The sequence below is a fragment of the Nostoc sp. DedQUE04 genome (assembly GCF_034530995.1).
GTDB lineage: Bacteria > Cyanobacteriota > Cyanobacteriia > Cyanobacteriales > Nostocaceae > Nostoc.
Map to the genome: position 1 here is coordinate 45883 of NZ_JAVRCA010000016.1, position 22681 is coordinate 68563.

Sequence of the window (22681 nt, forward strand, 5' to 3'; positions counted from 1 at the left end):
AACTCTTAACTCCTAACTCCTAACTCAGCACTCAGCACTCCTAACGCCCAATGCCCCATGCCCAATGCCCCATACCCATTAAACAATTGATGACTTTGGTCATACATCAGTCTGGAATTACTAGTGACTTTGGTCATACATCAGTTTGGATGTTTTGAATGATAATTATTATGTATGAATTTATACGATGAGGTAAATATTAAACACTTTGATATCAAAAAAAAGCAACTGTCTAAAATTGCTTAATCCATACATCAGCAGAATAGAACTTTAATGTAAATAAGGAGTTGATTCGATGTTGAAACCAAACCGTATATCGATTGTATTAGCTGCTGCTGCCCTGATTCTTGTTCCCACTCTCTTGACTGCGCCTGCAAGTGCCCAGACGAAAGTCTACGTTGGTGGCGATCGCAATCGAGATTGGGATCGCGACGGCAGATCCAATTCTAGAGCCAGAGATAATTGGAACCGCGACGGCAGATCCAATTCTAGAGAAGTCAGAAACTCTAGAGACAGGGATAATTGGAACCGCGATCGCAGAACATATCCTGTAGAAGTCAGAAATCCTAGAGATCGGGATAATTGGAATCGTGACAACCAATTTAATAGCAGAGTAGTCAGACTTGGTAATGGTGATATCAGATATCCCAATGGGCAAATTATTCCTGCTAGATCCGTAGTCAGACTGCGCGATCGAGGTTATTTCAGACTTCCTAACGGGGATATTCTTCTTCCCAATCAAGAAATTGTTCCTGCTGGGAGATTAGTAAGAGTGCATGATGATTACTTTAGACTTCCTAGTGGATTAGTACTGCAAATCAACCTTTAAAATACTAAAAACTCAAAATCATTGTCAGTATTAGGCTACCAGGCTATAGTTTTAGCCGTGAATAAATAGCTCGGTAGCCGTTCCTTATAGACAAAATGGATATGAAAATTGATACACCAAATACCGTAGATTCCCCAGTTTTGGTTCCAGAGGTAAAGAAAAAAAAGAGCAGACGTAATTGGCTCTCTTGGCTAATAGCTCTTTGCCTTTTGGGTGGAATTGGCTATGCCGTTTATTACCAAGTAACGGTTGCTCCTCGTCAAGAAGCCAGACGCAGAGTGCTGACAAGGCCTGTAGAAAGGCAGAGTTTAACAATTACAGTTTCAGCGAACGGAACGGTGAAACCTGAGCGGTCAATCAACCTCAGCCCGAAAAATTCTGGCATCTTGAAAACACTGCTGGTGAAGGAAGGAGATATCGTCAAACAAGGACAGATTGTCGCTTACATGGATGATTCCAACCTCCGGGGGCAACTTACCTCCGCTCAAGGGCAATTGGCACAAGCCGAGGCGAATTTGCAAAAAGCGATCGCAGGTAATCGTCCTCAAGATATTGCCCAATCACAAGGAGCATTAGACGAAGCCGAAGCGAATTTGCAAAAAGCGATCGCAGGTAATCGTTCTCAAGATGTTGCCCAAGCACAGGCACGCTTGCAAAGCGCTCAAGCCGCCCTTCGCCAAGCAGAAGATGATTTTGCTCGCAATCAGCAACTTTACAATGCAGGTGGTATTTCCCTTCAGACTCTCAACCAAAACCGTTCTAATCGTGACAGCGCCCAAGCGAATGTAAATGAAGCACAGCAAGCACTGGCTCTGCAAAAAGCCGGGTCACGTCCAGAAGATATCGAGCAAGCACGAGCTGTGGTGAAGCAGAGACAGCAAGCTTTGGCACTCCTGAAAGCCGGAACGCGCCAAGAAGATATTAATGCTGCTCGTGCCCAAGTAACATCAGCTCGTGGTTCGCTGCAAAACATCCAAGCTGAAATCAACGACACGATCATTCGCGCACCCTTTGATGGTGTGGTGACAAAGAAGTTTGCCGATCCAGGCGCTTTCGTGACACCGACAACTGCTAGTAGTGAAGTAGCTTCTTCTTCTTCTTCTTCAATCTTGTCTTTAGCTTCCACAAATGAAGTTGTCGCCAATTTAGCGGAAACAAATATTTCCAAAATCAGCCTTGGTCAAAAAGTCTCGATTAAAGCAGATGCCTACCCAGGAAAAACCTTTGAAGGTAAAGTCAGCCAAATTGCTGCCCAAGCAATAGTAGAGCAAAACGTCACCAGTTTTGAAGTAAGAGTATCACTTTTAGACCCTCAAAGACTATTGCGGTCTGGGATGAATGCAGAAGTAGATTTTCAAGTCGGTCAAGTTCAAAATGTTTTAGTAGTGCCAACAGCTTCCGTGGTTCGTCAAGAAAATGCCACAGGGGTGTTTGTGCAAGGAAAAAATAACAGACCTGTATTCACTCGCATCGAGACTGGCGTCACCGCGAATAACTTTACCGAAGTTAAGTCTGGATTGACAGGAGACGAAAGAGTATTACTCAGTTTCCCACCAGGATCGCGTCCGCAATCAACACCAAGAGGAGGAGTTTTCCCTGGTTTAGGTGGAGGCGGAGGAGCCGGCGGAGGCGGAGGAAGAGGAGCAGGTGGGGGCGGAGGTCGTTCCGGCGGCAGTTCTGGCGGTGGTGGTCGTTCTCAAGGCGGTGGTTCCCCTTAAAGTTAGTTTTAAATAAAACATTATGTTTAAGATATTTAAGGGCTTTTACAAAGCGAAGAATACCCGCACAGTACCATTGCTGGAAATCTTGACAATGGCGGCGGAAACTCTGTGGAGTAACAAATTACGCACAGGTCTAACTATGTTAGGCGTGATTATTGGGATTTCTTCAGTTATTGCCATTACTTCTGTCGGTCAGGGAGTACAAAAAGGAGTTGAGCAGCAGATCCAAGCATTGGGTACAGATGTGATCCAAATCTTGGCGGGTGCGGCAAGAAGCGGGAATGTCCGTCAAGGAGTAGGTTCTAGCAGTACCTTGACTTGGGAAGATGCGAAAGCGATCGCTACACAAGCGCCATCAGCACAGCTGGTTTCTGCTTATCTCCAACGGACTGCCCAAGTTGTCTATGCAGGACAGAACACCTCAACAACCATTTATGGCACTGATTTGAACTACCCAGAAGTCAGAAATACTCACCCCCAACAAGGGAGATATTTTACTCAAGAAGAACTAGATACTGCCGCACAGCTTGCCATTCTTGGCCCCACAGTTCAAAAAACACTTTTTGCACAAGGTGTAAATCCGATCGGTGAGAGAATTCGGATTCAGGGAGAGGCTTATGAAGTAATTGGGGTGATGGAACCTAAAGGCGCTCAGGGGCCGATGGATCGAGATGACCAGATTTTTATTCCTCTAACTAGTATGTCGAAGAGACTAGTTGGAAATAATGCCCTGGTAGGCGTTTCTGTAAGTGGAATTTTAGTCAAAGGCGCGAATCAAGAGCAGTTAGAAGCCGCTCAGTTTCAAGTTACCAATCTCTTACGGCTGCGTCATAACATTTATCCGCCACAAGCTGATGATTTTCGGCTGACTAATCAAGCTGATATTGTTAGTACCTTTACTAGTATTGTGGGTTTATTTACAGTCATGGTGGTAGCGATCGCTGGAATTTCTCTGGTTGTTGGTGGCATTGGTATTGCTAACATTATGCTAGTTTCTGTGGTCGAGCGGACGCGGGAAATCGGGATTCGCAAAGCCGTAGGAGCCACTAATTCAGCCATACTTAATCAATTTTTAGCGGAAGCGATCGTCATTTCCATTGTCGGCGGAGGTATTGGGATGGTGACTGGCGTTTTATTAGCCTTTGTGGCTGCAAACGTTTTCAAATTCCCGTTTGTAATTTCTTTGTTGTCAATTATTGCTGGCTTTGCACTCTCGTTAACTGTTGGCTTAATCGCTGGGGTGATTCCAGCACGGAACGCATCTAAATTAGATCCGATCAACGCTTTAAGAAGCGACTAAATAATTCGTAATTCGTAATTCTTATGCCAACAATGATTTGGATGGAATCTATTACTAAAACATACCACTTGGGAGAAGTTAGTGTTCCCATACTCAAGGGAATTGAACTCTCTATTGAGGAAGGGGAATATGTCTCAATCATGGGTGCGTCAGGTTCGGGTAAATCTACGCTGATGAATATTTTGGGATGTCTGGATCGTCCGACAACTGGAGACTATATTTTTGAAGGCAGAAACCTGACGACTTTTGATGATGATGAATTAGCCTATATCCGCAACCAAAGGATCGGTTTTGTTTTCCAACAATTTAACCTATTGGCGCGGGCAACAGCGTTGGAAAACGTCATGTTGCCAATGGTTTACGCCAATTTACCCAAGCCAAAACGTCGGGAAAGGGCATTAGAAGCCTTAGAAAAGGTAGGACTAGGGGGACGCATCGCTAACCGTCCTAGTCAACTCTCTGGCGGACAACAACAACGAGTAGCGATCGCTCGTGCTTTGGTTAACCGACCTGCATTAGTTTTGGCAGATGAGCCAACAGGAGCTTTAGATACTGAAACTTCCCATGAGGTGATGAGTTTACTGACTGAACTTAATGACCAAGGGATCACAATTGTGATTGTCACTCATGAACCTGATATCGCTGCTCAAACCAGAAGGATTATTCGAGTTCAAGATGGTTTGATTGTCGGCTAATTTGTTAAGATTAACCTTCTAAGGAGGAATTTAAGATTTAAACATCTTAGGTCAATCAGGATGAAAACTTTTAATTATATCCTCAAAAAACCTAATTAATGACTATATCTAGATTATGAATTTCAGCTTATTCTTCGTGCATTCTGCCTGGGTTACTGTCGCGTTGGCGATTCTTCTTCCAAATGCAGTAAGTGCAGCAACTCCACTAAAAGCACAGAATTCTTCAAGCTCTGTACAAGTTCCCGATCGCCTCAACCCCAATCCCAACCCTCTGCAATTTCCAACTAAACCGGAGGAAGTAAGGATTCAGGGAACTGTGCCAATCAGTTTGGCACAAGCTTTGGAACTAGCAAAACGCAACAATCGAGACTTACAGGTAGCTATATTACAGCTAGAACGCAGTCGCTCGGCACTACGCGAGTCTCAAGCTGCCTTATTTCCGACTCTGGGAATAAACAGTAGTGTGACTAATAGTGGTAATGGTTTTAGTAACAATTCATCTCAAGCCAGCACCTCTTTTAATGGTTCAGCGCAACTAAATTATAATCTTTATAGTTCTGGGAACACACTAGCGGCTATCCGAGCCGCAGAAGAACAGCTACGGGTAGATGAGTTAAATGTTGAAAGTCAGTCTTTGACAATTAGCTTGAATGCGACCACTCAATACTACAATTTGCAACAAGCAGATCAACTAGTAAGAATTAATCAGTCTGCTGTGATTAATGCCCAGGCTAGTTTACGGGATACTCAAGCAAGAGAACAGGCTGGAGTGGGTACGCGGTTCGATGTGCTGCAAGCTCAGGTGAATTTAGCAAACTCCCAACAACAACTGACTAATGCGATCTCACAGCAGCAAATTGCCCGTCGTCAGCTTGCTACGTTGTTAAGTTTGTCGCAGTCAGTTGATATCGCTGCCTCAGATCCCGTACAATTAGCGGGTCTTTGGTCGCAGACGGTAGAACAAAGTATTGTCCAAGCGTTTCAAAATCGTCCAGAGTTGCAACAGCAATTAGCACAACGTAATATTTCTGAGCAACAGCGACGACAGGCACTTTCACAGCTAGGGCCGCAAGTTAGTTTGGTAGGCAACTACAATCTGCTAGATCGGTATAATGATGGCGCGAGCATTACTGATGGCTATTCAGTAGGACTTCAAGGAAATCTAACTTTATTTGAAGGGGGAGCAGCAAGAGCAAGAGCGGCTCAATCGAGAGCTAATATTGCGATCGCAGAGACTCAATTTGCTAGCCAGCGCGACCAAATTCGCTTTGATGTAGAACAGTATTATGCTCAATTGCAATCCAATTTAAATAACGTGCAGACTTCTAGTGTGGCTTTAAATCAAGCCAGGGAAGCTCTGAATTTAGCAAGGTTGAGGTTCCAAGCTGGTGTGGGTACTCAAACAGAGGTAATTGATGCTGAAAATGACCTGACAAGAGCAGAAGGTAATCGAGTCGCAGCTATTTTGGATTACAATCGCGCTCTAGCTAATTTACAAAGATCGGTAACATCCAGAGCTTCGCGCTAAGATCAAATTATTAGACATCTGGTGAAATTAAATATGCGTTATCCAGAACCCTTGTAGAGACATAGCACTGCTACGTCTCTACATTCTTTTTTGCAATGTCTATGAAATAAATGTATAGCTGTAGTCAGATATGCTATACCAATTCAATTAATGATTGGAACATATTCTGGGATAAAGACGCGATTTATCGCGTCTCTACAAATGGTTTATTTGTCGCATTCTTTGTTCCAATTGGTATTAGGACAGTGTTGATTGCTCAAAGCTTTAGAGCAACTGGGTTTATACTCAGCACTCAGCACTCAGCACTCTTAAGGTACAGTAATTACTGCTACTGGGCAATGGGCTTTACTCAGAATTGTATCGACTCTATGACCGAAGAAAACGCGACCCGTAACCATGCGGATACTACTCCCTAGAAGAATTAAGTCAACTTCCTGAGTTTTGGCAAACTTGAGGATTTCCTTTTCTGGGCTGGTTCCTTGAAGAATATAGGTTTTGACATCAGCACCCAGATTGCGGGCAATTTCTGCTTGCTGTTCGAGCATATCGTGAGCAATTTCCTTGACTGGAGCTAGCGATCGCTGTTCGTAAAGAATATACTCAACCTGTGGCAAATTAATTACGTTAACGATCGTAACTAATGCCCCGGTTTGAGCTGCGATCGTACTTGCCATCTCTACAGCATTTTTACTATATTCTGTCCCCACCGTTGGCACCAAAATCTTGTTGATCTGTTGTTGAGGAATTTTGCATATCTCGCCTTTCGGTTGGGGTAGATGCGACTTTACCACCATCGTTGCACAAGGTGCTTCTTGGACAACCCGATCGACAAGCAAATTGAACAATGCTTTCTGGGGGCGGATCTGTTCTGAAGCTCCCAATACAATCAAGTCATAGTTTTTGTTTGCTTCATTCAAAATTACCTCCGCTTTATTACGCCCCGACTCCGTTTTTGTTTGCAGGGTGGTATCAGCAGGTAGCTGCATTTCCTCAGTTACAGCAGCTAAAGCAAGGTCTGCGGCAGTATCTTTAACCTGGGTTGCCTCCATCCGGCGGGCTTTGCTTTGAGGTTGCTTATCACTCAGGGCATATAAAGATGTAACTTCTATCGAGTTTTGGTGAGCCATGTAACCGACTAGTTGCGCTGCCAGTTGGATGTTGGGCCCACCACTAGTGGGTATTAAGACACGCTGGATTTGCTTGATAAAGCTGCGGCTATCCTGTTCTTCTTGTTCCAAACGTCGAGCTTCCTCTTCACCCATAACCACCTTCGACAAACACCAGCGCAGCAGGGGTGGAGCCATTAGGGAAGTGACGATCGCTACCATGACAATAATCGAGTACATCTGGGGATTCAGCACTCCCAAAGATAAACCAATGGTGGCAACGACAATTTCCATCGCCCCGCGAGCATTCATCCCGGAACCCATCGCCAAACCTTCCCAATGACTCAAGCCGCCCGCACGAGAACCAAGGTAAGCACCTGTAAATTTGCCAACACAGGCGACAGCCAGAACAATCAAGCCAAATATCAATGTTTGAGGGACTAACAGAGCGAGTAAATTAACTTTCAAGCCTGCTGAAGCAAAGAAAATTGGCGCTAGAAAGCTTGCTGTAAAAACTTCTAACATGTGCCCAGCTTCATTGCTAAAGCGGCGGGATTGGCCTGCTAGAATCCCCAGCACGAAAGCACCTAATGCTGCTTCTAGACCTAATGCGTGGGTAAGTGCTGCTGCCGAGAGCGAAAGAATTAGCACAACCGACATACTCGCGGCGATTCCACCAACATAGTCATCAACCCACCGTAATATCTGGTCTACGATGGTACGCCCAATTGTAAAAGCGATCGCTAAAAACAATATCGCCGCGCTCACAGAATGGAAAATTGTCCCAAAGTCAAATTTGCCGCTACTAGCTAAACCTGAAACTACAGAAAGTAAAATCCAGCCGATGGTGTCGTCAGTCATCCCAGCAGCTAAGGTGACTTGACCAATGTCACGGCGAATCAGGTTTAAGTCCATCAACACTTTCGCAATCACTGGGACTGCCGAAATACTCATTGCTGTGGCGATAAATAGACTAAATACCAATCGCTTTTCTGGGTCGGCTAAAAAACTATCTGGCAATAGCCAGCCCAGTCCAAATCCAGTGATAAACGGGATAATAATTCCGCCCAGTGAAATCAAAAGAGCCGTTTTACCCTTACGAAGAATCAGCTTGAGATCCGTCTCCAACCCAGTCACAATCAGCAAAAATAACACGCCTAACCAAGAAATCACCGAAAGTAAATTAGACTGTTCTTGACTTTTGGGAAAGATGTGCGCCTGTAAATCTGGAAGAAGCAAACCAAATAAAGAAGGGCCAAGCAGCACACCCGCCAGTAATTCTCCAACAACAGGCGGTAGGTTAATTCGGCGCATCAACTCACCTAATCCCCGCGCTACCAAAAGCAATAGTGACAGTTGCACTAGCACCAACAGCAGCTCGTGATGACCAAGAGGTTTAATTAAACCGTCACCGGCTGCTTTCTGCGCAGCGAGTACAGGCACTAACATTAGGGACAGGTTTTGCATAACGTCGAAAGGGTGGATTACAAATTTTTAAAGGGGCTGCTACAAGTAAATCTGAAAATATTTACTTCTACATCGGTCTAGGAGATTAAACTGTGATTGTTATTATTAATCGCAAGAATATCATGTGCGATCGCCCGAAGCTGTCAGTTCAGGAACAAAGCTCATCAACTTATTTTCGAGCGCGAACAAAGAACTTTGTAGTGTCTATCCAAAGACCTCGATCGGTTGCTAATTTCTCAATTTCTGCTTTGTACTCAACTTGCAATTGATTTAATTGTTCTGGTGATAATTTTGACAATAGAGGATTGCTTTTAAAATTTATATTAATTACTGTCATTGATAATCTGTTATCACTAAGAGAGTGATAACGTCCTGATGGTTCAATCTTAATTTCGATATCTCTAAAACCTGCCCGCTCAAGCAATTTTCGACATTTTTCTGGAGTTCCCAGTGGTTCAAGAATATGTGGTAGTGATACACCCAAAACTCTAGCGCAGACCCTCTGCTGAAGAGATGCCATAATAGCAGTTTCGGGAGGACAGGTAAATGCCACATACCCTCCTGTTTTTAAGAAGCGATACCACTTTTGCAAAGTAGCAAGAATATCGGGAAAAAGTACAATTGCCTCACAGCAAAAGACAGCATCAAAACTACGATCGCTAAAGTTTAAATATTCTGCATCCGCCTCAATCAACTCGATATTTTGTAATTTTGCTGCTGCAATTTTTTGTCTTGCTTGATGCAACATTCCAGGGGTCATATCAATTCCAATCACGTAGCCCTCTGAACCAACTTTTTGGGCTGCGGGTATCGCAACTAAACCCGTTCCAGTTGCCACATCAAGGATTTTTTGTCCCGAATGTAGTGGAACAAATTCAAGTAAAATTTTGGCTTCTAAAGGATGGCGAGTACCTTCCTCATGGTCATAAGTCGTTCTACTACCATAAAATTCTTTTAATTGCTGCTTATAGCTATCCCGATCGGTCATAACCAAATGTCAAATTTTCTCCACTTTATAGTAACTTTTATTGTGATGTTGAGTTGCTTGCTACTAAACCCAACCCTGACAGTACAAGCTGCGTCTTCATCTACCACTGTTTACGAACAGCGTTTTATCCATAGTCCAGATGGTATCGGCAAATACTATATGGGGCGCGAAATTGCCCAAGTTATGGGATACACTGGCGCTGGCTGGCTAGAACGTTCCAGCCGGGAGCGAGAAGAACAGCCAAGTAAGGTAGTCAGCCTCCTCAATCTCAAACCTAATGATGTGGTGGCGGATATCGGCGCTGGTACAGGTTACTTAAGCTTTCGCATCGCGCCGTTATTAACAACAGGTAAGGTGTTAGCTGTAGATGTTCAACCAGAAATGTTGGAAATCATTGAGTTGTTCAAAAAAGAGAAAAATATCACCAATGTTGAGCCAATTTTAGCCACTCTTAGTAACCCCAACTTACCATCTGAAAGTATCGATTTAGCCTTGATGGTGGATGCTTATCATGAACTTGAGTATCCTCAAGAAGTGATGCAAGGAATTGTGAAAGCGCTGAAACCTGGTGGCCGGGTAGTGCTGGTTGAGTATCGGGGTGAAAATCCTTTTATTATGATTAAACGTCTGCACAAAATGACTCAAAAACAAGTCCGCAAAGAAATGCGATCTGTTGGTTTGGTTTGGCGGGAAACTAAAAATTTGTTACCTCAACAGCATTTAATGGTGTTTGAGAAACCCAATACTAATTCGTAATTCGTAATTCGTAATTCGTAATTAAGGTGTCAAGCGATAATAAAGTAAGACTCCTTGCTAGAGCAGAAAATCATGGTCAACTTATCATTCAAGCAGCGAATTCCTTATTTAGAAAATGGCGATCGCCTTACTCGCTACGAATTTGAGCGACGCTATCAAGCAATGCCCCGTCATCAAAAGGCAGAATTAATTGAAGGAGTTGTATACTTGGCATCCCCATTACGCTTTGAAAGTCATGCTGAACCACATGGCCATCTTATCGGTTGGTTGTGGACTTACCAAATTGCCACTCCTGGTGTGAGATTGGGAATTGAGCCAACAGTCCGCTTAGATCGAGACAATGAACCGCAACCAGATGGAGTGCTATTAATCACACCAATAGCTCAAGGACAATCTCGTTTGAGCGATGATGATTACATCGAAGGTGCGCCAGAACTGGTAATAGAGATAGCAGCTAGCAGCGTTGCTATTGATTTACATGACAAGAAAAAAGTTTATGGTCGTAATGGAGTAAAAGAATATATTGTTTGGCAAATATTTGAAAACAAATTAGATTGGTTTAGCCTGCAACAAGGAGAATATATATCTTTAGAAGTGGACGCAGATGGAATTATCAAAAGTCAAGTATTTCCTGGTTTGTGGTTGTCAATGTCCGATTTAATTGCTGGCAATATGCAGCAAGTATTGGCTGTATTACAGTTGGGATTAAATTCACTAGAACATCAAATATTTGTGCAGCAGTTGTCTGATGAAGGAAGATAGTTAGTCAAAATACATCCGTCTGAATAGTTAAAGAATCAGGGAAACATTTAATGACTATTTTGGCATCAGTCTATTTTTTGAGGAATGAGACTGGCGCTTTTGGTTGCACTATCCCAAACAATCCAGTTAAAAGAATTATCTAAATCATCGGGGCTGTTTGAAACTTTGAAATATAGCTTTTCTTCACGTTTTCTTTCAATGGCAAAGTCGGCATTTTGAGCATAAGCGACTATAAAACCTTTGTCTCGCAAACAATACATCGCCCAGGCTTTCAATGATTGCTTGTATGGTTCGTGGGGTATTGGTGGTTTTGTGATTGTGTCTTCAATGACTTTAAATAGTTGCGTGAGTTTCGCGGTCATAGTAGATACTTTTGTTATTACCCTTAAGTTAACTAGCTTCTGGATCGCAACGAATTTCAATCATAAAGCCATCTGGATCGTAAAAATATACTCCTCTACCAGTAGGACGAGTGACTGGGCCATGTGCGATCGCTATTTTATTTTCCCCGATTACTGTCACCGCGCGATCGAATAACTGCGGATCGATGTCAAAGGCTAGATGGTAAGCTCTAGTGAAGGTCTTTTCTGGATTGGGATCTGGTGGTGATAATTCTGGTTCCCCAAATAAATCTAGAATTGTACCATCGGGAGTGATGAAGTTGGCTACTTTCCCAGATGCGACTAGTTCCACCAGAGTTGCGGGTACTTCGTCGCCTGTGAGTTCGTGCAAACCCAGGATTGTGCCATAAAAATAGCGCGAGGCTTGCATATCTTTGACGTTGAGGGCAATGTGATGTACTCTACGCAGACTTCCTGGCGCAATCACACTGTTCAGGGATTGGGTGCTAGATAGCATAATCAACAAAATCTCAATATTTAGATAGAAGTTGAACTTTTTTTTAAAGTTTACTATTGCTAATAAAAATTTATCATGGCTTTTGATTATTCTTTAGACTTTAAAAATATTGATTTTCGCCAACATCCTGAACTCTATCGTGTTGGGAAGGGTGAGCAGGGTGTACTTTTAGTAGAACCATACAAATCAGAAATTCTTCCTTACTGGCGCTTCAAAACTCCTGAGATTGCTAGAGAGTCGAGTGAGAAAATTTACGAGCTTTTTCTTGATTATTTAGAGAAAGATGATTTTGTCGGCGCAGATATGGCACGGAAATTTATCCAAATGGGCTATACTCGCTCTCGCCGTTATGCTAATCATAAAAGCGGCAGGAAGTATAAACAGAATTCGGAAGATTCAGGTTCCAAAAAAGAGATTCTTCCTTATGAAGTAGACCCAGTTAAAGCGGAATCAGCAGCAATATTTAAAGCTAAGTGGGTAGAAGCAAAGACAAACGAGAAATATCAAGAGCTTTTAGCCAAACATAAACAGATGTATGAAGTAGATTAGTAACTTTCGTAGGGTACGTTACCTTGCTAACGCACCCTCCAAGATATTTTTGGTACGTTAGCAACAGGTAACGCACCTTACCAAACAGCTAATGAGTCTTTTATACTCGTGAACGAGTCTTTTATACTCGTGAATGAGTATAAAAGACTCGCTGACGAGTCTTTTATGCTCGTGAATGAGTATTTTATACTCGCCGACGAGTCTTTTATACTCGTGAATGAGTCTTTGATACTCGCTGACGAGTCTTTTATACTCGTGAATGAGTATTTTATACTCGCCGACGAGTCTTTTATACTCGTGAACGAGTCTTTGATACTCGCTGACGAGTCTTTTATACTCGTGAACGAATCTAGAGGACTGATTTCAGAAACTTTTTACATTGTCGGTGATTAATTAAGAGTAATGCGATCGCATTTCCTCACTCAGCAATCCAATAATAATCACAGTTGCCTAAGCGATCGCATCAGGTAGAGTAATATTGAAGGACTGCATAAGCTGGTTAGATTGTGAGCGAGTAATTTAAGATTAACGCGATCGCATCCTTTCTCTGGGCAATAATTGTTTATCGCCATACCTGAATCAGCATTAAATCGAAATGATAGTCATACGTCCACACGGGTAACTTCATTTCCTCTGACAAAATAGCAGTGACAGCATCGCAGAGGGTAATCCGTTGATCTGGAAAATTTGCAGCTTTTTCCACTGCTGCTGTATATTGCTCCTCTGAAGGATTAACGAAATTAACTGCTTCTCCACACTCTCTAGCAAAGCTAATCGCTTGTTCAGCTCCAAGACGATATAGCAAAAGATTATATGTTTCCAGGTAAACAGGAAAGGGAACTAGGATTATTAAATTTTCTGTATTGATCCGTTTTAGTTCAGCTTGTGAACGCTCATGATATTGGTCGTCTACATCTACAGCAGCGTACAAAGGCCCAGTGTCAGCAAATACGGCTCTCAAGGTGTGTTTGCTGGTAATGACTGTAAAAATGCTTGTTCAGCTAGAATTTTATCGTGATTTACCGATGCATCTTTAAATCCGCTTCCCTTTGGTGCAGGAGTAAGAGATAGACCTTGCTTTCGTGAAACCAAATAGCCGCGTTGGCAAAGGAAATCTTCTAAAGCAATTTCTGCAACGACATTCGCGGGTATGGAAACTTCCTGATCTTTGATATAGGCATTGAGAGCATTAGCGATCGCATCTGGCAGAGTAATATTGAAGGACTGCATAAGCTGGTTACATTGTGAGCGATTAATTTAAGATTAACGCGATCGCATCTCCCCTTCACCAAACCAACAAAAATCATACTGTGCAACAATAGCTGTAGCTTAGTCGGAGTAAAAACTTATGGACTGGCGACAGTACATTTATTCAGACCCCGAAATTCTGCTGGGTAAGCCGACTGTGAAAGGAACTCGTTTATCTGTAGAGTTCTTGTTGGGTTTGTTTGCTGTGGGATGGACAGAACAACAAGTGCTAGAAAACTATCCTACTCTTACCTCAGAAGCACTAAAGGCAGTATTCGTTTTTACGGCAGAGTGATTTGAAAAACGCTGTTGCCTGTGCGCGGCTCACAGTGGGAAAATCTTCTAGAAAGTCATCAAGGCGATCGCCTGCTTCGAGATAATCAATCAATGTTTGTACTGGTACGCGAGTTCTATAGAAAACGGGTGTACCAGAAAGGATGTCGGGAGAAGTTTGTATTAGTTCAGATTCCATATCGCATCTGGCAGTGTGATATTGAAGGATTGCATAAGCTGGTTACATTGTCGCCAATTAATTTCAGAGTAACGCGGCGATCGCATTTCCCCTTATTCCTCCACCTCAAATTGACTACAGTCAAACAACCACCCATCGCCGACAATCTCCTCTAGGCGTTGATTGAGTCGCGGGAGGAAATATTCTGGATCGTTGAGCCGTTGCTGGACATACCAATTATCAAATGCTTCCTGCGTCTCAATTCCTTGGGCATTTGCCGCACCTAATATAATTTTGAAACTATCCTCCTGAAGTTCCTCTAACTGGGGATGACTTTCACCTCGGTAGCTGCAAAAGAACATTGCCGTTGCTCCTAACACAGCTTCTAGTTCATCTCCTTGAGGCACTCTATTATATAAAACACCGATTAACTGAATGGTATCTACTAAAGGTGCTTGAATTCTCAGCGTCAACCAGATTGCTTGAGCTAGGTAAACCAAACCGTTGCTTTCATCTGCTACGCCTATATAACGGAGAACTGTAGCCATCTGCCCATAAGCCTTAACCTGTGCAAATAATTCAATTGCTTGCAGATTTAACTCTATTTGTCTGGGTATATCTCTACTTTTACCAGCAACACAACCCATATTCGCCAGATTCTCAGCGTAATTCAAAAGTCTGCTGTTGACTGAGGGCGAAGGTGAAGTTTAGGGGCATGGCTGACAGCAATAGTTTCCACAGTAACCTTCACCGTATTATCACCTTTTTCCCGAAATTATCGCCGATATTCGTCGCCGCAATCGCCGATAAGCTGGTATAAATCGCGTGATTGGCGAGATACTGCATTGATGCGATCGCGATCGTCTTCATCTAAACTAAAACTAAATACTTTGGTGTTATCTTCTATATGTTCAGATACTCCAAGTCTGGCACCAACTATCACACCGCCCACAGTTGGCCGATCTAAAATGTAACGCACTGCCACATTTGAAATGCTGACTCCATGCTTATTAGCAATTTCCTTCAGGATAGCCAGCAACTCTTGAAATAATCGCCAACCACCCCAAGCATCGATCATATTTTTATATTTTTTCAAACTAGCAGTGGACAAATCAAATCCTCGCGGTTCTGGTTTACCCAAATAGTTTTCTGATAACAAACCGCCGCACAGCGTACCATAAGTAAAAAGCTTTATGTTATGCTGCTGACAAAACTCCACCATATTAACTTCAGGACGGCGGTCAACCAGGGAAAATTGCACTTGGTTAGAAACAATTTTGATACCTACTTCAGTAATAAGCTTCAAGTTTTCCGTGTCAAAATTAGTTAAACCTAAATGCTTAATTTTACCCTCAGTCTGAAGCTCTGCCATATATTTGAGGGCATCCAGGTAATTTTTATCCTGATATTCCCACCAGTGGAATTGCATCAAATCTAACGATTGCACATTCATCCTTCTCAAGGAAATATCAATATTTTCCTCGACCAGTTTCTTGGTCATTTTGCCTGGACGAGGTACCCATTTCGTAAAAGCTTGTACTTGAGATAAAGCATCTTTCCCACGAGTATCAATTAGTTGGCAACGAAACTCACCAATAAAGTCTTCCGCAGGGCCATAATGATCTGCTAAATCCCAAGTAGTAAAACCTGCATCTAAATATTTGAACATAGTCTCAATAGCGGCTTGGGGATTGATCTGCCCGTGTGCGCCGGAGACTTGCCACATCCCATTTAATATGCGGCAGATGTTCAAATCGGGGGTAAATTGGAGACGACTAGCTGCGGGTAAGTTCATTTTCAATTTATGAGTGAGGAGTTATAAGTTAGGAGTTAAGAGTTAGGAGTGAGAAGAGTTAATAATTAGTGAGTTGACAAGGGGGTTTTACAGCCTTTTTAACTGTTCTATTTTATTATGAATGATTTAAGACTGCCAGAGCTAATAACAGCTAAAGTCTTAACTTCTAACTCCCCACTTCCAACTCCTAACTTTTTAACGCCAGCCTTTTTCAGCTTGTTCGAGAACGTAAGCAGCAACGTCTTGAATTTGCTGTTCGGTGAGACGCTCTTTGTAGGCTGACATATTATTTTTACCATTGGTAACTATAGATGTAATTGCCTCTATTGAATCCATACCATACTTTTTCAGGGCTGACTTTTTGAGATTTTTACCTCGCCTGATGATATTGCTACCGTTGATATGACAACCAGCACAATGAACGCTAAATATTTGTTCGCCGTTAACTGTGTCTGCTGCACTAACAGGCAAAGTAAAAGTACTGATTAATAACAAAAACGTTACTAATACTAATGTAAGTAGTTTCTTCCAATTAATTTCTCCAGATTTGAACATACTAGTTGTAGGCATAAGTATCAAAATCAATATTAGAGGGATTCAAAGTCAGTTGTAAATCCAGCAAAATTTGCACAATCTTCTTGAAAGGCTTCTGCATCGCTCACATCTTCAATTTTATAAGACATGATGCGCGTACCATTTGGCATTTTTTTGGAACTAATTAATTCACCTTGATATTTCGCTGCGATCGCTTTAAAATCAACACCATAGATTTTCCAGGCATCATCCGAACAAGTAATATTTACTTGCCACATATTTCACTTCCAATTACTACCACTAAATATTCATCATCTCACAAAGGGGCAACATCTTACACATCACCTCTTTGGGACTGCAATTTTATATCTAAAGGAAGTACCAAGTCAGTTTGGGCTACGCCATAATATGGATGTAGGAACATTAAGAGAAAATATTATCCCAATTAGTTAAATTATCCGAGTTGAAAATGCCTAACAATATCAAACAACAAATTCAAGCCGACTTGCAACAAGCAAAAGAAACTGGACAATTAAGAACTGAGCGGATTCGAGAAATTGTGAAATCCGCAGTTTCTCAAGTAGCTTCTGAGTTTAAACAAGGTTCTACTGAAGTTCGTAGCATTGTGAAAGATGCTGTTTCTGCTGTAATTGAAAACTTCCAAGAAAAAGGCAGCGAACTCAAAGATGAAGTGACAGCTTCCATAGAAGGAGCGTTGGAAGGGATTAATAGCAAAAGACACGAAAGTATTGCTCAAACTCAGACAGATATCAAGCGCCTACAGGCTCAACTTGACGGTGAAGAAGAACAACTCCAACAAGAGGTTGATGTAATTCTGGCAGAAATTGAAGAGACGGGTAAGGAAAAACCTGCAAGTACCAAAACTGCGATTGATTCTGCTGTCAATGCTATTAAAGATAGTGAAGAAGTCGGATTGTTAAAGAAACGTTACGCGCAACTGCAAGCGCAGCTAGCCATTGTCCGAGCTAATATGGCTGCACGCTATGGTGGGCGGAATATGGAAGTTCAAGATTATCTAGACGAGGCGAAACACTGGTATGATAAAGCTCGTCCCCAAGCAGAATCGATGGCTGTACAGGTAGAACAGAAGCGATCGCAGTTAGAAGAGCAATTAGGTGAAGCTGGTACATCTTTAGCAAGAAAAGAGCGCCAAATAAAACAAACGTTGAGGCAGTTACTCTTAACGGCGGCTGACTTGTTCAAAGATAAGCAACCTGCTGATAAAGAACGCGAGACTATTCATAAATAGACTGCTTTGGTATTTAATTGACTTAGAAAAAATAGGGTGGTAAATTCTCACCCTATTTTTTGTTGAAATAGCATTTTTCATTAGACTTATCACATGAATTAAAGTCCCTCTCCCAAGCTTGGAAGAGGGACTTTAAAATTGACTCCCCCTTCTCCCAATTTGGGAGAAGGTGTTAGGGGATGCTCCCTTTAATATTGCGTATTAGTAAATACGCCCTTCTTGATTAAGTTGTTCGTCATGCTTGGCTATAACCCAAATTGCATGAATACTACCAGGAAGCCAACCTAAAACTGTGAGCAAAATATTAATAATCAGCGTCGGGCCAACTCCAACTGTCAAGAAAACACCTAAAGGAGGAACTAACAAACCTAGAAGAAAACGAACTAATTTCATGATTTTACAACTTTGTGATTTTGTTTAATTACATTCATTTGAGGATGCCGAATTAGGAAATCCACCTTCGGAGATTTTATGTAGGTGAGAAACGTGATTTAACTGGCGTTTCTATTCGTTCTAAACTTATCTAGAAGAAGGTAATTCAGCTTGATTCTTTACATCACCACTGCTGGTTAAAAGGTTTCTTTCAACAAAGTAGTTGTTAATAAAGGTGTTCGCAAAAGTTAAAATTACTGGCCCAAGCAAGAAACCAATAATTCCGCGAACTGCGAACCCAGGAACTAGCACTGCTGCTAACCAGAAACATAAACCGTTGACAACGAGCGAAAATGCTCCAAATGAGAGAAAGTTAAGTGGTAGAGAAAGGGCAGACAGAACTGGTTTAACTGAACCGTTAATTAGACCAATTACTAAAGCAGCAATTATAGCGGCGGGGAAATTAGCAATATTAACGCCTGGAACAACGATATCAACAATCAACAAGCTCAAAGCTGTAGCTAGCGCGGTTAAAAATGGAGTCAACATTGTTTTTACCTAATAACTAGAGATTTTTTTTGCGACTTCTTATATCATCTTTAACTATTTACTAGGGTTTCACCTCCCTTGCAAGATAGAATTTCTTTCTACCATTAGGCCTATCGTTGAGAAAAATATAGCGGTTTTAAATATATTTAATGGGTTTTAATGGGCGCATCTGTACGCCTATACATTAGACATAGGAGTAAAGACATAGCAGTACTACCTCTCTATAAGGATTGTGGATAACACATATTAATTTCTGAAGATGTCTAACATATTGCAATGTTTTAAAGGGTGCGTTAAACAAACTTAACACACCCTAGAAATTTAAGATTAATTTAATGTCACAAGGCAAAAATCACTCAGGTTTTCCCGACTCAGGCTTATAGTAAAGGGCTGATTTATATAAGACTTGTTCTTGATGGGTTTCTAAAGTGCAATCAGACAAAGGGTAAGTTACACAAGTAACAACATAACCAGCCTGTATTTCACTTGGACGCAGAAATTTTTGCTCGCTTTGATCGATTTCACCACTAATAAGTTTAGCAATACACGCAGAACATTCGCCTTGTTTACACCCAGATGGTAAGCGGATACCAGCTTCTTCCGCCATATCTAGAATATATTGATCGTCTGGTACTGGAATGGTGCGATCTAATCCAAGTGTAGGATTGATAAATCGAACTTGATAAACTGCCATCTGCTGTTTCTAATTATTGTTTAACTGCTTTCATCGACAAACTAATCCGTTTGAGTTTCTCGTTGATTTCTAACACCTGCACTTTCACTACTTGTCCAACTTTGACAATTTTATTGGGATCGTCTACAAATCTATCAGCAAGTTGGGATATATGCACCAAGCCATCTTGATGTACGCCGATATCGACAAAAGCACCGAAGTTGGCGACGTTCGTCACGATTCCCTCTAGTTCCATTCCCACCTTTAAATCCCTGATTTCGTTAATTCCTTCTTTGAAGGTGGCATACTTAAACTCAGCCCGAGGATCTCTACCTGGTTTTTCAAGTTCGCTGAGGATGTCGCGCAGTGTGGGTTCGCCGACGCTATCGGTAACGTATTTTTTCAGGTTGGTCTTTTTGAGTTTTTCGGCAATTTGTGTTACCTGATTTAATGGCACATTTAGATCGGATGCGATCGCTTCTACTACAGAATAACTCTCTGGATGCACTGCTGTATTATCCAAAGGGTTATCACCGCCGCGAATCCGCAGAAAACCCGCCGCTTGTTCAAAAGCTTTTGGCCCCAACTTCGGAACTTTCAACAATTGTCGGCGATTTTTAAAGGCTCCATGCTGGTTGCGATGAGCGACAATATTATTAGCAACTGTTGCCGTAATCCCAGAGACGGAAGTTAATAGTTCTTTGGATGCGGTGTTTAAGTCTACGCCGACGTAGTTAACGCAGCTTTCTACAGTGTCATCCAATTTCTTTTTCAACAATTTCTGATCGACATCGTGTTGATATTGTCCCACACCAATAGATTTGGGATCGATTTTCACTAGTTCTGCTAAGGGGTCTTGCAAACGGCGACCGATACTAATTGCACCGCGCACGGTAACATCTAAATCGGGAAACTCTTCTAGCGCCACAATACTAGCAGAATATATAGATGCGCCAGATTCATTCACCATCACCTTAACTGGTTTGCGTTCTATATTTTGCAATACTTGCGTGACAAACTCCTCTGTCTCGCGGGACGCTGTACCGTTACCAATGGCGATTAACTCAATCTTGTATTTTTCAATTAAATTTTTGACAGTTTGTGCAGCTTTGAGTCGCTGTTCAGCCGCTTGATGGGGAAAAACCGCTTGGTATTCCAAAAATTTTCCCGTTTGGTCGAGGACAGCAACTTTACACCCAGTTCTAAATCCGGGGTCTATCGCCAGGGTTGGTTTCATCCCTGCTGGTGCAGATAGCAGTAACTCCCGCAGATTAGTTTCAAATGTCTTAATTGATTCTATGTCTGCATAAACTTTTTTCTCAGCAATAACCTCTCCCATAAGAGAGACTTTCATCAAGCGGTTGAATGCATCTTTCAGCATCGCCTGATAAAAATCTCGAATTGTCCGGACTTTGGCTTTGATTTCTTTCGACTCAAGATAGTAAAGTACCGCATCCTCATCGAAAGCAATTTCAAAGCTTAATATTTTTTCAGTTTCACCCCGACACAACGCCAGCATATTGTGTGGTGCAATATTTTTTACCTTAATTTGATAGTTACGGTACATCTCAAATTTGGTTGTACCTTCAGGATAATCATCTTTGATGCGAGAGACAAATACCCCTTCTTCTAAAAGATAGTCGCGGATATATGCGCGTAACTCAGCTTTTTCAGCTACTTCTTCCGCCAAAATATCAGCAGCACCTTTGAGTGCTTCTTCTGCTGTTTTTACTCCCTGCGTTTGTGAAATATACTTAGCCGCTTCTGACTCCAAGGATGCAATTGCAGCATTTTTGATATTTAACGACTTGATGAATTCCGCCAGTGGTTCGAGTCCTTTTTCTCTGGCGATAGTGGCGCGGGTGCGGCGTTTTGGGCGATAGGGTAGATATAAATCCTCAAGTTCGGTTTTTTGTAAGCAGGATGAGATTTTGGCTTTGAGTTCGTCTGTAAGTTTACCTTGTTGGGCGATCGCACTTAAAATAACCGATTTTCGTTCTTCTAGTTCTGTTAAATAAGTATAGCGATCGGCCAGTTCGCGTAGTTGCACTTCATTCATCTCATCGGTGCGTTCTTTGCGGTAACGTGCAATAAAGGGAATTGTTGCACCCTCCGCCAAAAGTTCCAGCGCGTTTTGCACCTGATGGGATTTGAGGTTGATTTCAGTTGCCAGTATTTGAGGAATGTTCAGCATTAGGTGTCTAAAATGAAAATGCTACTTCTAAAGGTAATATGCTAGATCCTTATCCTGGCGCAAGTCCAAAGTTTTAAGCTAATTTACCAGATGATTGTTCGCAAGAGTGTAATTGGCCAAATAGACAAAACCCAGCTACGCAAGTTTTATAACCCTTCCAATTTGCGTAGATGAATGAGAATTTGTCTAGCACAACCCAGCTTGGCTAAGTCACGAGAAGGACAAAAGTAGCATCACCCACAGGAATTGTCTGTTACTAAACACCACGCAATCTCGCGTAGCATCTCGTACCAAATTTTAAATATTGCTACGCACACTCGAACACAGAATAAGAGTTGTCAAGCTTTTGGCGCTTCATCTATTGCAATAATTATTCCAATTGGCATAAAATACAACCTTGCATAATCTTGATTTTCTATAATATTTATTTCGCTCGACTGTTGTAGCCAAAACCTTATTGGATGTAAGATTAACCACACTTCCAAAAAATTTGTTCTAAAAACACTACAACCTTTAGTTCAGAGGTTAGTAAAATGCTTTTGTTTTTCTTGATACCACTATGTACTGCTTTAGCTACAGGCTACTTGTTCAAAAAGAGTACTGATGAAATAGCATATCTTGCAGGTGTATTCGCAGCGATTAGCTTGATCTTAAGTTTAATATTAGCACCTTGGCAGATTCAGTTTGGACTATTAATCATTGTCTTCGTCATTACCAACAGACTTTTGGAAAATAATGAGTCCAAACAATAGGAAAACAACCTAGAGAAACCTCTATCCAACCAAGAAAACTTAGCGTTGTTTCTCTTTATACCATTATGTACTGTTTGAGCTACTGCCTACTTGTTCAAAAAGAGTACCAATGAAATTGCCTACTTTGGAGCTATTAGCTTGATTTTACCTCAAGGATTAATATCTTGGCACCAGTTTGGATTGTTAATCATTATTACCAACAGACTTTGATGAAAATAGTCAGTCCAAATAATAAAAAAAACCTCTACCCAGCGAAGGAAAATTGGCAGACTACTAACTCTATC

General features: G+C 41.8%; 28 protein-coding genes. 11 read left to right on the plus strand and 17 right to left on the minus strand.

The window, feature by feature from the left end:
- Positions 1 to 5: 5 nt before the first annotated feature.
- Positions 6 to 137 (minus strand): hypothetical protein, encoded by a 132-nt coding sequence (locus tag RM049_RS13865; RefSeq protein ID WP_322704564.1) that lies wholly within the window; start codon positions 135 to 137, stop codon positions 6 to 8.
- Positions 138 to 295: 158 nt separating this feature from the next.
- Between RM049_RS13865 and RM049_RS13870 the strand changes: the two genes are divergently transcribed.
- The 5 genes from RM049_RS13870 to RM049_RS13890 all read left to right on the plus strand — a co-directional run bounded on the left by RM049_RS13870 (position 296) and on the right by RM049_RS13890 (position 6073).
- Positions 296 to 829 (plus strand): hypothetical protein, encoded by a 534-nt coding sequence (locus RM049_RS13870; protein WP_322704565.1) that lies wholly within the window; start codon positions 296 to 298, stop codon positions 827 to 829.
- 101 nt (positions 830 to 930) lie between these two features.
- Positions 931 to 2547, plus strand: coding sequence for an efflux RND transporter periplasmic adaptor subunit (locus tag RM049_RS13875; protein WP_322688254.1), 1617 nt, complete (start codon positions 931 to 933; stop codon positions 2545 to 2547).
- 22 nt (positions 2548 to 2569) lie between these two features.
- A complete protein-coding gene (locus RM049_RS13880) occupies positions 2570 to 3850 on the plus strand; it encodes an ABC transporter permease (RefSeq protein ID WP_416212637.1) in 1281 nt (426 codons plus the stop codon).
- 23 nt (positions 3851 to 3873) lie between these two features.
- Positions 3874 to 4545 (plus strand): ABC transporter ATP-binding protein, encoded by a 672-nt coding sequence (locus RM049_RS13885; protein WP_322704566.1) that lies wholly within the window; start codon positions 3874 to 3876, stop codon positions 4543 to 4545.
- Between the two features lie 115 nt (positions 4546 to 4660).
- Positions 4661 to 6073 (plus strand): TolC family protein, encoded by a 1413-nt coding sequence (locus RM049_RS13890; RefSeq protein WP_322701549.1) that lies wholly within the window; start codon positions 4661 to 4663, stop codon positions 6071 to 6073.
- Between the two features lie 308 nt (positions 6074 to 6381).
- On the opposite strand, the gene RM049_RS13895 is transcribed toward RM049_RS13890, so the two are convergent.
- Positions 6382 to 8628 carry a cation:proton antiporter gene (locus RM049_RS13895; RefSeq protein ID WP_322704623.1) on the minus strand — a complete coding sequence of 749 codons (2247 nt, stop codon included), beginning with the start codon at positions 8626 to 8628 and terminating at the stop codon, positions 6382 to 6384.
- Positions 8629 to 8815: 187 nt separating this feature from the next.
- Positions 8816 to 9634, minus strand: a complete 819-nt coding sequence (locus RM049_RS13900; RefSeq protein WP_322704567.1) for a class I SAM-dependent methyltransferase — start codon at positions 9632 to 9634, stop codon at positions 8816 to 8818.
- A gap of 45 nt (positions 9635 to 9679) precedes the next feature.
- Here RM049_RS13900 and RM049_RS13905 point away from each other — a divergent pair, with 45 nt between their 5' ends.
- Entirely contained in the window at positions 9680 to 10390 is a 711-nt protein-coding gene (locus RM049_RS13905) for a class I SAM-dependent methyltransferase (protein WP_322704624.1), read from the plus strand.
- 72 nt (positions 10391 to 10462) lie between these two features.
- Entirely contained in the window at positions 10463 to 11152 is a 690-nt protein-coding gene (locus tag RM049_RS13910) for a Uma2 family endonuclease (protein ID WP_322704568.1), read from the plus strand.
- Positions 11153 to 11217: 65 nt separating this feature from the next.
- Here the strand turns inward: RM049_RS13910 and RM049_RS13915 are convergent, their stop codons facing one another.
- Both RM049_RS13915 and RM049_RS13920 read right to left on the minus strand, forming a co-directional pair.
- Positions 11218 to 11514 carry a hypothetical protein gene (locus RM049_RS13915; protein ID WP_322704569.1) on the minus strand — a complete coding sequence of 99 codons (297 nt, stop codon included), beginning with the start codon at positions 11512 to 11514 and terminating at the stop codon, positions 11218 to 11220.
- A 28-nt stretch (positions 11515 to 11542) separates the two neighbouring features.
- A complete protein-coding gene (locus RM049_RS13920; RefSeq protein ID WP_322688187.1) occupies positions 11543 to 12010 on the minus strand; it encodes a VOC family protein in 468 nt (155 codons plus the stop codon).
- 75 nt (positions 12011 to 12085) lie between these two features.
- Between RM049_RS13920 and RM049_RS13925 the strand changes: the two genes are divergently transcribed.
- Positions 12086 to 12559 (plus strand): DUF4385 domain-containing protein, encoded by a 474-nt coding sequence (locus RM049_RS13925; RefSeq protein WP_322669487.1) that lies wholly within the window; start codon positions 12086 to 12088, stop codon positions 12557 to 12559.
- Between the two features lie 440 nt (positions 12560 to 12999).
- Here RM049_RS13925 and RM049_RS13930 read toward each other — a convergent pair whose 3' ends face one another.
- From RM049_RS13930 to RM049_RS13940, 3 genes are read right to left on the minus strand one after another with little or no spacing between them, the layout of a single operon-like run.
- Positions 13000 to 13131: a hypothetical protein gene (locus RM049_RS13930; RefSeq protein ID WP_322704570.1), complete on the minus strand. Its 132-nt coding sequence runs from the start codon at positions 13129 to 13131 to the stop codon at positions 13000 to 13002.
- Positions 13122 to 13520, minus strand: a complete 399-nt coding sequence (locus tag RM049_RS13935) for a type II toxin-antitoxin system VapC family toxin (protein ID WP_322669488.1) — start codon at positions 13518 to 13520, stop codon at positions 13122 to 13124. Before RM049_RS13935 ends, RM049_RS13930 begins: the two co-directional genes overlap by 10 nt.
- The gene (locus RM049_RS13940) at positions 13517 to 13789 is read right to left on the minus strand and encodes a hypothetical protein (protein WP_322669489.1); all 273 of its coding nucleotides are present in this window, start codon (positions 13787 to 13789) and stop codon (positions 13517 to 13519) included. Before RM049_RS13940 ends, RM049_RS13935 begins: the two co-directional genes overlap by 4 nt.
- A gap of 118 nt (positions 13790 to 13907) precedes the next feature.
- Between RM049_RS13940 and RM049_RS13945 the strand changes: the two genes are divergently transcribed.
- Entirely contained in the window at positions 13908 to 14102 is a 195-nt protein-coding gene (locus RM049_RS13945) for a DUF433 domain-containing protein (RefSeq protein WP_322704571.1), read from the plus strand.
- Here the strand turns inward: RM049_RS13945 and RM049_RS13950 are convergent.
- From RM049_RS13950 to RM049_RS13970, 5 genes are all read right to left on the minus strand, one after another.
- Complete coding sequence (locus RM049_RS13950; protein ID WP_322704572.1) at positions 14070 to 14279, minus strand: DUF433 domain-containing protein; 210 nt, start codon at positions 14277 to 14279, stop codon at positions 14070 to 14072. The genes RM049_RS13945 and RM049_RS13950 overlap by 33 nt on opposite strands.
- Before the next feature lie 92 nt (positions 14280 to 14371).
- On the minus strand, positions 14372 to 14932 hold the full coding sequence (locus RM049_RS13955; protein WP_322704573.1) for a hypothetical protein: 561 nt from the start codon (positions 14930 to 14932) through the stop codon (positions 14372 to 14374).
- Between the two features lie 101 nt (positions 14933 to 15033).
- Positions 15034 to 16053 carry an aldo/keto reductase gene (locus RM049_RS13960; protein WP_322704574.1) on the minus strand — a complete coding sequence of 340 codons (1020 nt, stop codon included), beginning with the start codon at positions 16051 to 16053 and terminating at the stop codon, positions 15034 to 15036.
- A gap of 195 nt (positions 16054 to 16248) precedes the next feature.
- Positions 16249 to 16623: a cytochrome c6 PetJ gene (petJ, locus tag RM049_RS13965; RefSeq protein WP_322704575.1), complete on the minus strand. Its 375-nt coding sequence runs from the start codon at positions 16621 to 16623 to the stop codon at positions 16249 to 16251.
- 17 nt (positions 16624 to 16640) lie between these two features.
- On the minus strand, positions 16641 to 16865 hold the full coding sequence (locus RM049_RS13970; protein WP_322669496.1) for a hypothetical protein: 225 nt from the start codon (positions 16863 to 16865) through the stop codon (positions 16641 to 16643).
- Positions 16866 to 17056: 191 nt separating this feature from the next.
- Between RM049_RS13970 and RM049_RS13975 the strand changes: the two genes are divergently transcribed.
- A complete protein-coding gene (locus tag RM049_RS13975; protein ID WP_322669497.1) occupies positions 17057 to 17857 on the plus strand; it encodes a histidine kinase in 801 nt (266 codons plus the stop codon).
- Positions 17858 to 18058: 201 nt separating this feature from the next.
- Here the strand turns inward: RM049_RS13975 and RM049_RS13980 are convergent, their stop codons facing one another.
- From RM049_RS13980 to RM049_RS13995, 4 genes are all read right to left on the minus strand, one after another.
- Positions 18059 to 18250: a YqaE/Pmp3 family membrane protein gene (locus RM049_RS13980; RefSeq protein ID WP_322669498.1), complete on the minus strand. Its 192-nt coding sequence runs from the start codon at positions 18248 to 18250 to the stop codon at positions 18059 to 18061.
- A gap of 126 nt (positions 18251 to 18376) precedes the next feature.
- A complete protein-coding gene (locus tag RM049_RS13985) occupies positions 18377 to 18778 on the minus strand; it encodes a phage holin family protein (protein WP_322669499.1) in 402 nt (133 codons plus the stop codon).
- A 352-nt stretch (positions 18779 to 19130) separates the two neighbouring features.
- Positions 19131 to 19472, minus strand: a complete 342-nt coding sequence (locus RM049_RS13990; RefSeq protein WP_322669500.1) for a 2Fe-2S iron-sulfur cluster-binding protein — start codon at positions 19470 to 19472, stop codon at positions 19131 to 19133.
- A 13-nt stretch (positions 19473 to 19485) separates the two neighbouring features.
- Positions 19486 to 21645, minus strand: coding sequence for a Tex family protein (locus RM049_RS13995; protein WP_322704576.1), 2160 nt, complete (start codon positions 21643 to 21645; stop codon positions 19486 to 19488).
- Between the two features lie 533 nt (positions 21646 to 22178).
- Here RM049_RS13995 and RM049_RS14000 point away from each other — a divergent pair.
- Positions 22179 to 22397 (plus strand): hypothetical protein, encoded by a 219-nt coding sequence (locus RM049_RS14000; RefSeq protein WP_322682562.1) that lies wholly within the window; start codon positions 22179 to 22181, stop codon positions 22395 to 22397.
- Positions 22398 to 22681: the final 284 nt, after the last annotated feature.

What these genes read in the sequence shown, in the direction of transcription:
- RM049_RS13865 (WP_322704564.1), bottom strand. Translation starts at nt 137, where the DNA reads ATGACCAAAGTCACTAGTAATTCCAGACTGATGTATGACCAAAGTCAT.
- RM049_RS13870 (WP_322704565.1), top strand. Translation starts at nt 296, where the DNA reads ATGTTGAAACCAAACCGTATATCGATTGTATTAGCTGCTGCTGCCCTG.
- RM049_RS13875 (WP_322688254.1), top strand. Translation starts at nt 931, where the DNA reads ATGAAAATTGATACACCAAATACCGTAGATTCCCCAGTTTTGGTTCCA.
- RM049_RS13880 (WP_416212637.1), top strand. Translation starts at nt 2,570, where the DNA reads ATGTTTAAGATATTTAAGGGCTTTTACAAAGCGAAGAATACCCGCACA.
- RM049_RS13885 (WP_322704566.1), top strand. Translation starts at nt 3,874, where the DNA reads ATGCCAACAATGATTTGGATGGAATCTATTACTAAAACATACCACTTG.
- RM049_RS13890 (WP_322701549.1), top strand. Translation starts at nt 4,661, where the DNA reads ATGAATTTCAGCTTATTCTTCGTGCATTCTGCCTGGGTTACTGTCGCG.
- RM049_RS13895 (WP_322704623.1), bottom strand. Translation starts at nt 8,628, where the DNA reads ATGTTAGTGCCTGTACTCGCTGCGCAGAAAGCAGCCGGTGACGGTTTA.
- RM049_RS13900 (WP_322704567.1), bottom strand. Translation starts at nt 9,634, where the DNA reads ATGACCGATCGGGATAGCTATAAGCAGCAATTAAAAGAATTTTATGGT.
- RM049_RS13905 (WP_322704624.1), top strand. Translation starts at nt 9,680, where the DNA reads ATGTTGAGTTGCTTGCTACTAAACCCAACCCTGACAGTACAAGCTGCG.
- RM049_RS13910 (WP_322704568.1), top strand. Translation starts at nt 10,463, where the DNA reads ATGGTCAACTTATCATTCAAGCAGCGAATTCCTTATTTAGAAAATGGC.
- RM049_RS13915 (WP_322704569.1), bottom strand. Translation starts at nt 11,514, where the DNA reads ATGACCGCGAAACTCACGCAACTATTTAAAGTCATTGAAGACACAATC.
- RM049_RS13920 (WP_322688187.1), bottom strand. Translation starts at nt 12,010, where the DNA reads ATGCTATCTAGCACCCAATCCCTGAACAGTGTGATTGCGCCAGGAAGT.
- RM049_RS13925 (WP_322669487.1), top strand. Translation starts at nt 12,086, where the DNA reads ATGGCTTTTGATTATTCTTTAGACTTTAAAAATATTGATTTTCGCCAA.
- RM049_RS13930 (WP_322704570.1), bottom strand. Translation starts at nt 13,131, where the DNA reads ATGGCGATAAACAATTATTGCCCAGAGAAAGGATGCGATCGCGTTAAT.
- RM049_RS13940 (WP_322669489.1), bottom strand. Translation starts at nt 13,789, where the DNA reads ATGCAGTCCTTCAATATTACTCTGCCAGATGCGATCGCTAATGCTCTC.
- RM049_RS13945 (WP_322704571.1), top strand. Translation starts at nt 13,908, where the DNA reads ATGGACTGGCGACAGTACATTTATTCAGACCCCGAAATTCTGCTGGGT.
- RM049_RS13950 (WP_322704572.1), bottom strand. Translation starts at nt 14,279, where the DNA reads ATGGAATCTGAACTAATACAAACTTCTCCCGACATCCTTTCTGGTACA.
- RM049_RS13960 (WP_322704574.1), bottom strand. Translation starts at nt 16,053, where the DNA reads ATGAACTTACCCGCAGCTAGTCGTCTCCAATTTACCCCCGATTTGAAC.
- petJ (WP_322704575.1), bottom strand. Translation starts at nt 16,623, where the DNA reads ATGCCTACAACTAGTATGTTCAAATCTGGAGAAATTAATTGGAAGAAA.
- RM049_RS13970 (WP_322669496.1), bottom strand. Translation starts at nt 16,865, where the DNA reads ATGTGGCAAGTAAATATTACTTGTTCGGATGATGCCTGGAAAATCTAT.
- RM049_RS13975 (WP_322669497.1), top strand. Translation starts at nt 17,057, where the DNA reads ATGCCTAACAATATCAAACAACAAATTCAAGCCGACTTGCAACAAGCA.
- RM049_RS13980 (WP_322669498.1), bottom strand. Translation starts at nt 18,250, where the DNA reads ATGAAATTAGTTCGTTTTCTTCTAGGTTTGTTAGTTCCTCCTTTAGGT.
- RM049_RS13985 (WP_322669499.1), bottom strand. Translation starts at nt 18,778, where the DNA reads ATGTTGACTCCATTTTTAACCGCGCTAGCTACAGCTTTGAGCTTGTTG.
- RM049_RS13990 (WP_322669500.1), bottom strand. Translation starts at nt 19,472, where the DNA reads ATGGCAGTTTATCAAGTTCGATTTATCAATCCTACACTTGGATTAGAT.
- RM049_RS13995 (WP_322704576.1), bottom strand. Translation starts at nt 21,645, where the DNA reads ATGCTGAACATTCCTCAAATACTGGCAACTGAAATCAACCTCAAATCC.
- RM049_RS14000 (WP_322682562.1), top strand. Translation starts at nt 22,179, where the DNA reads ATGCTTTTGTTTTTCTTGATACCACTATGTACTGCTTTAGCTACAGGC.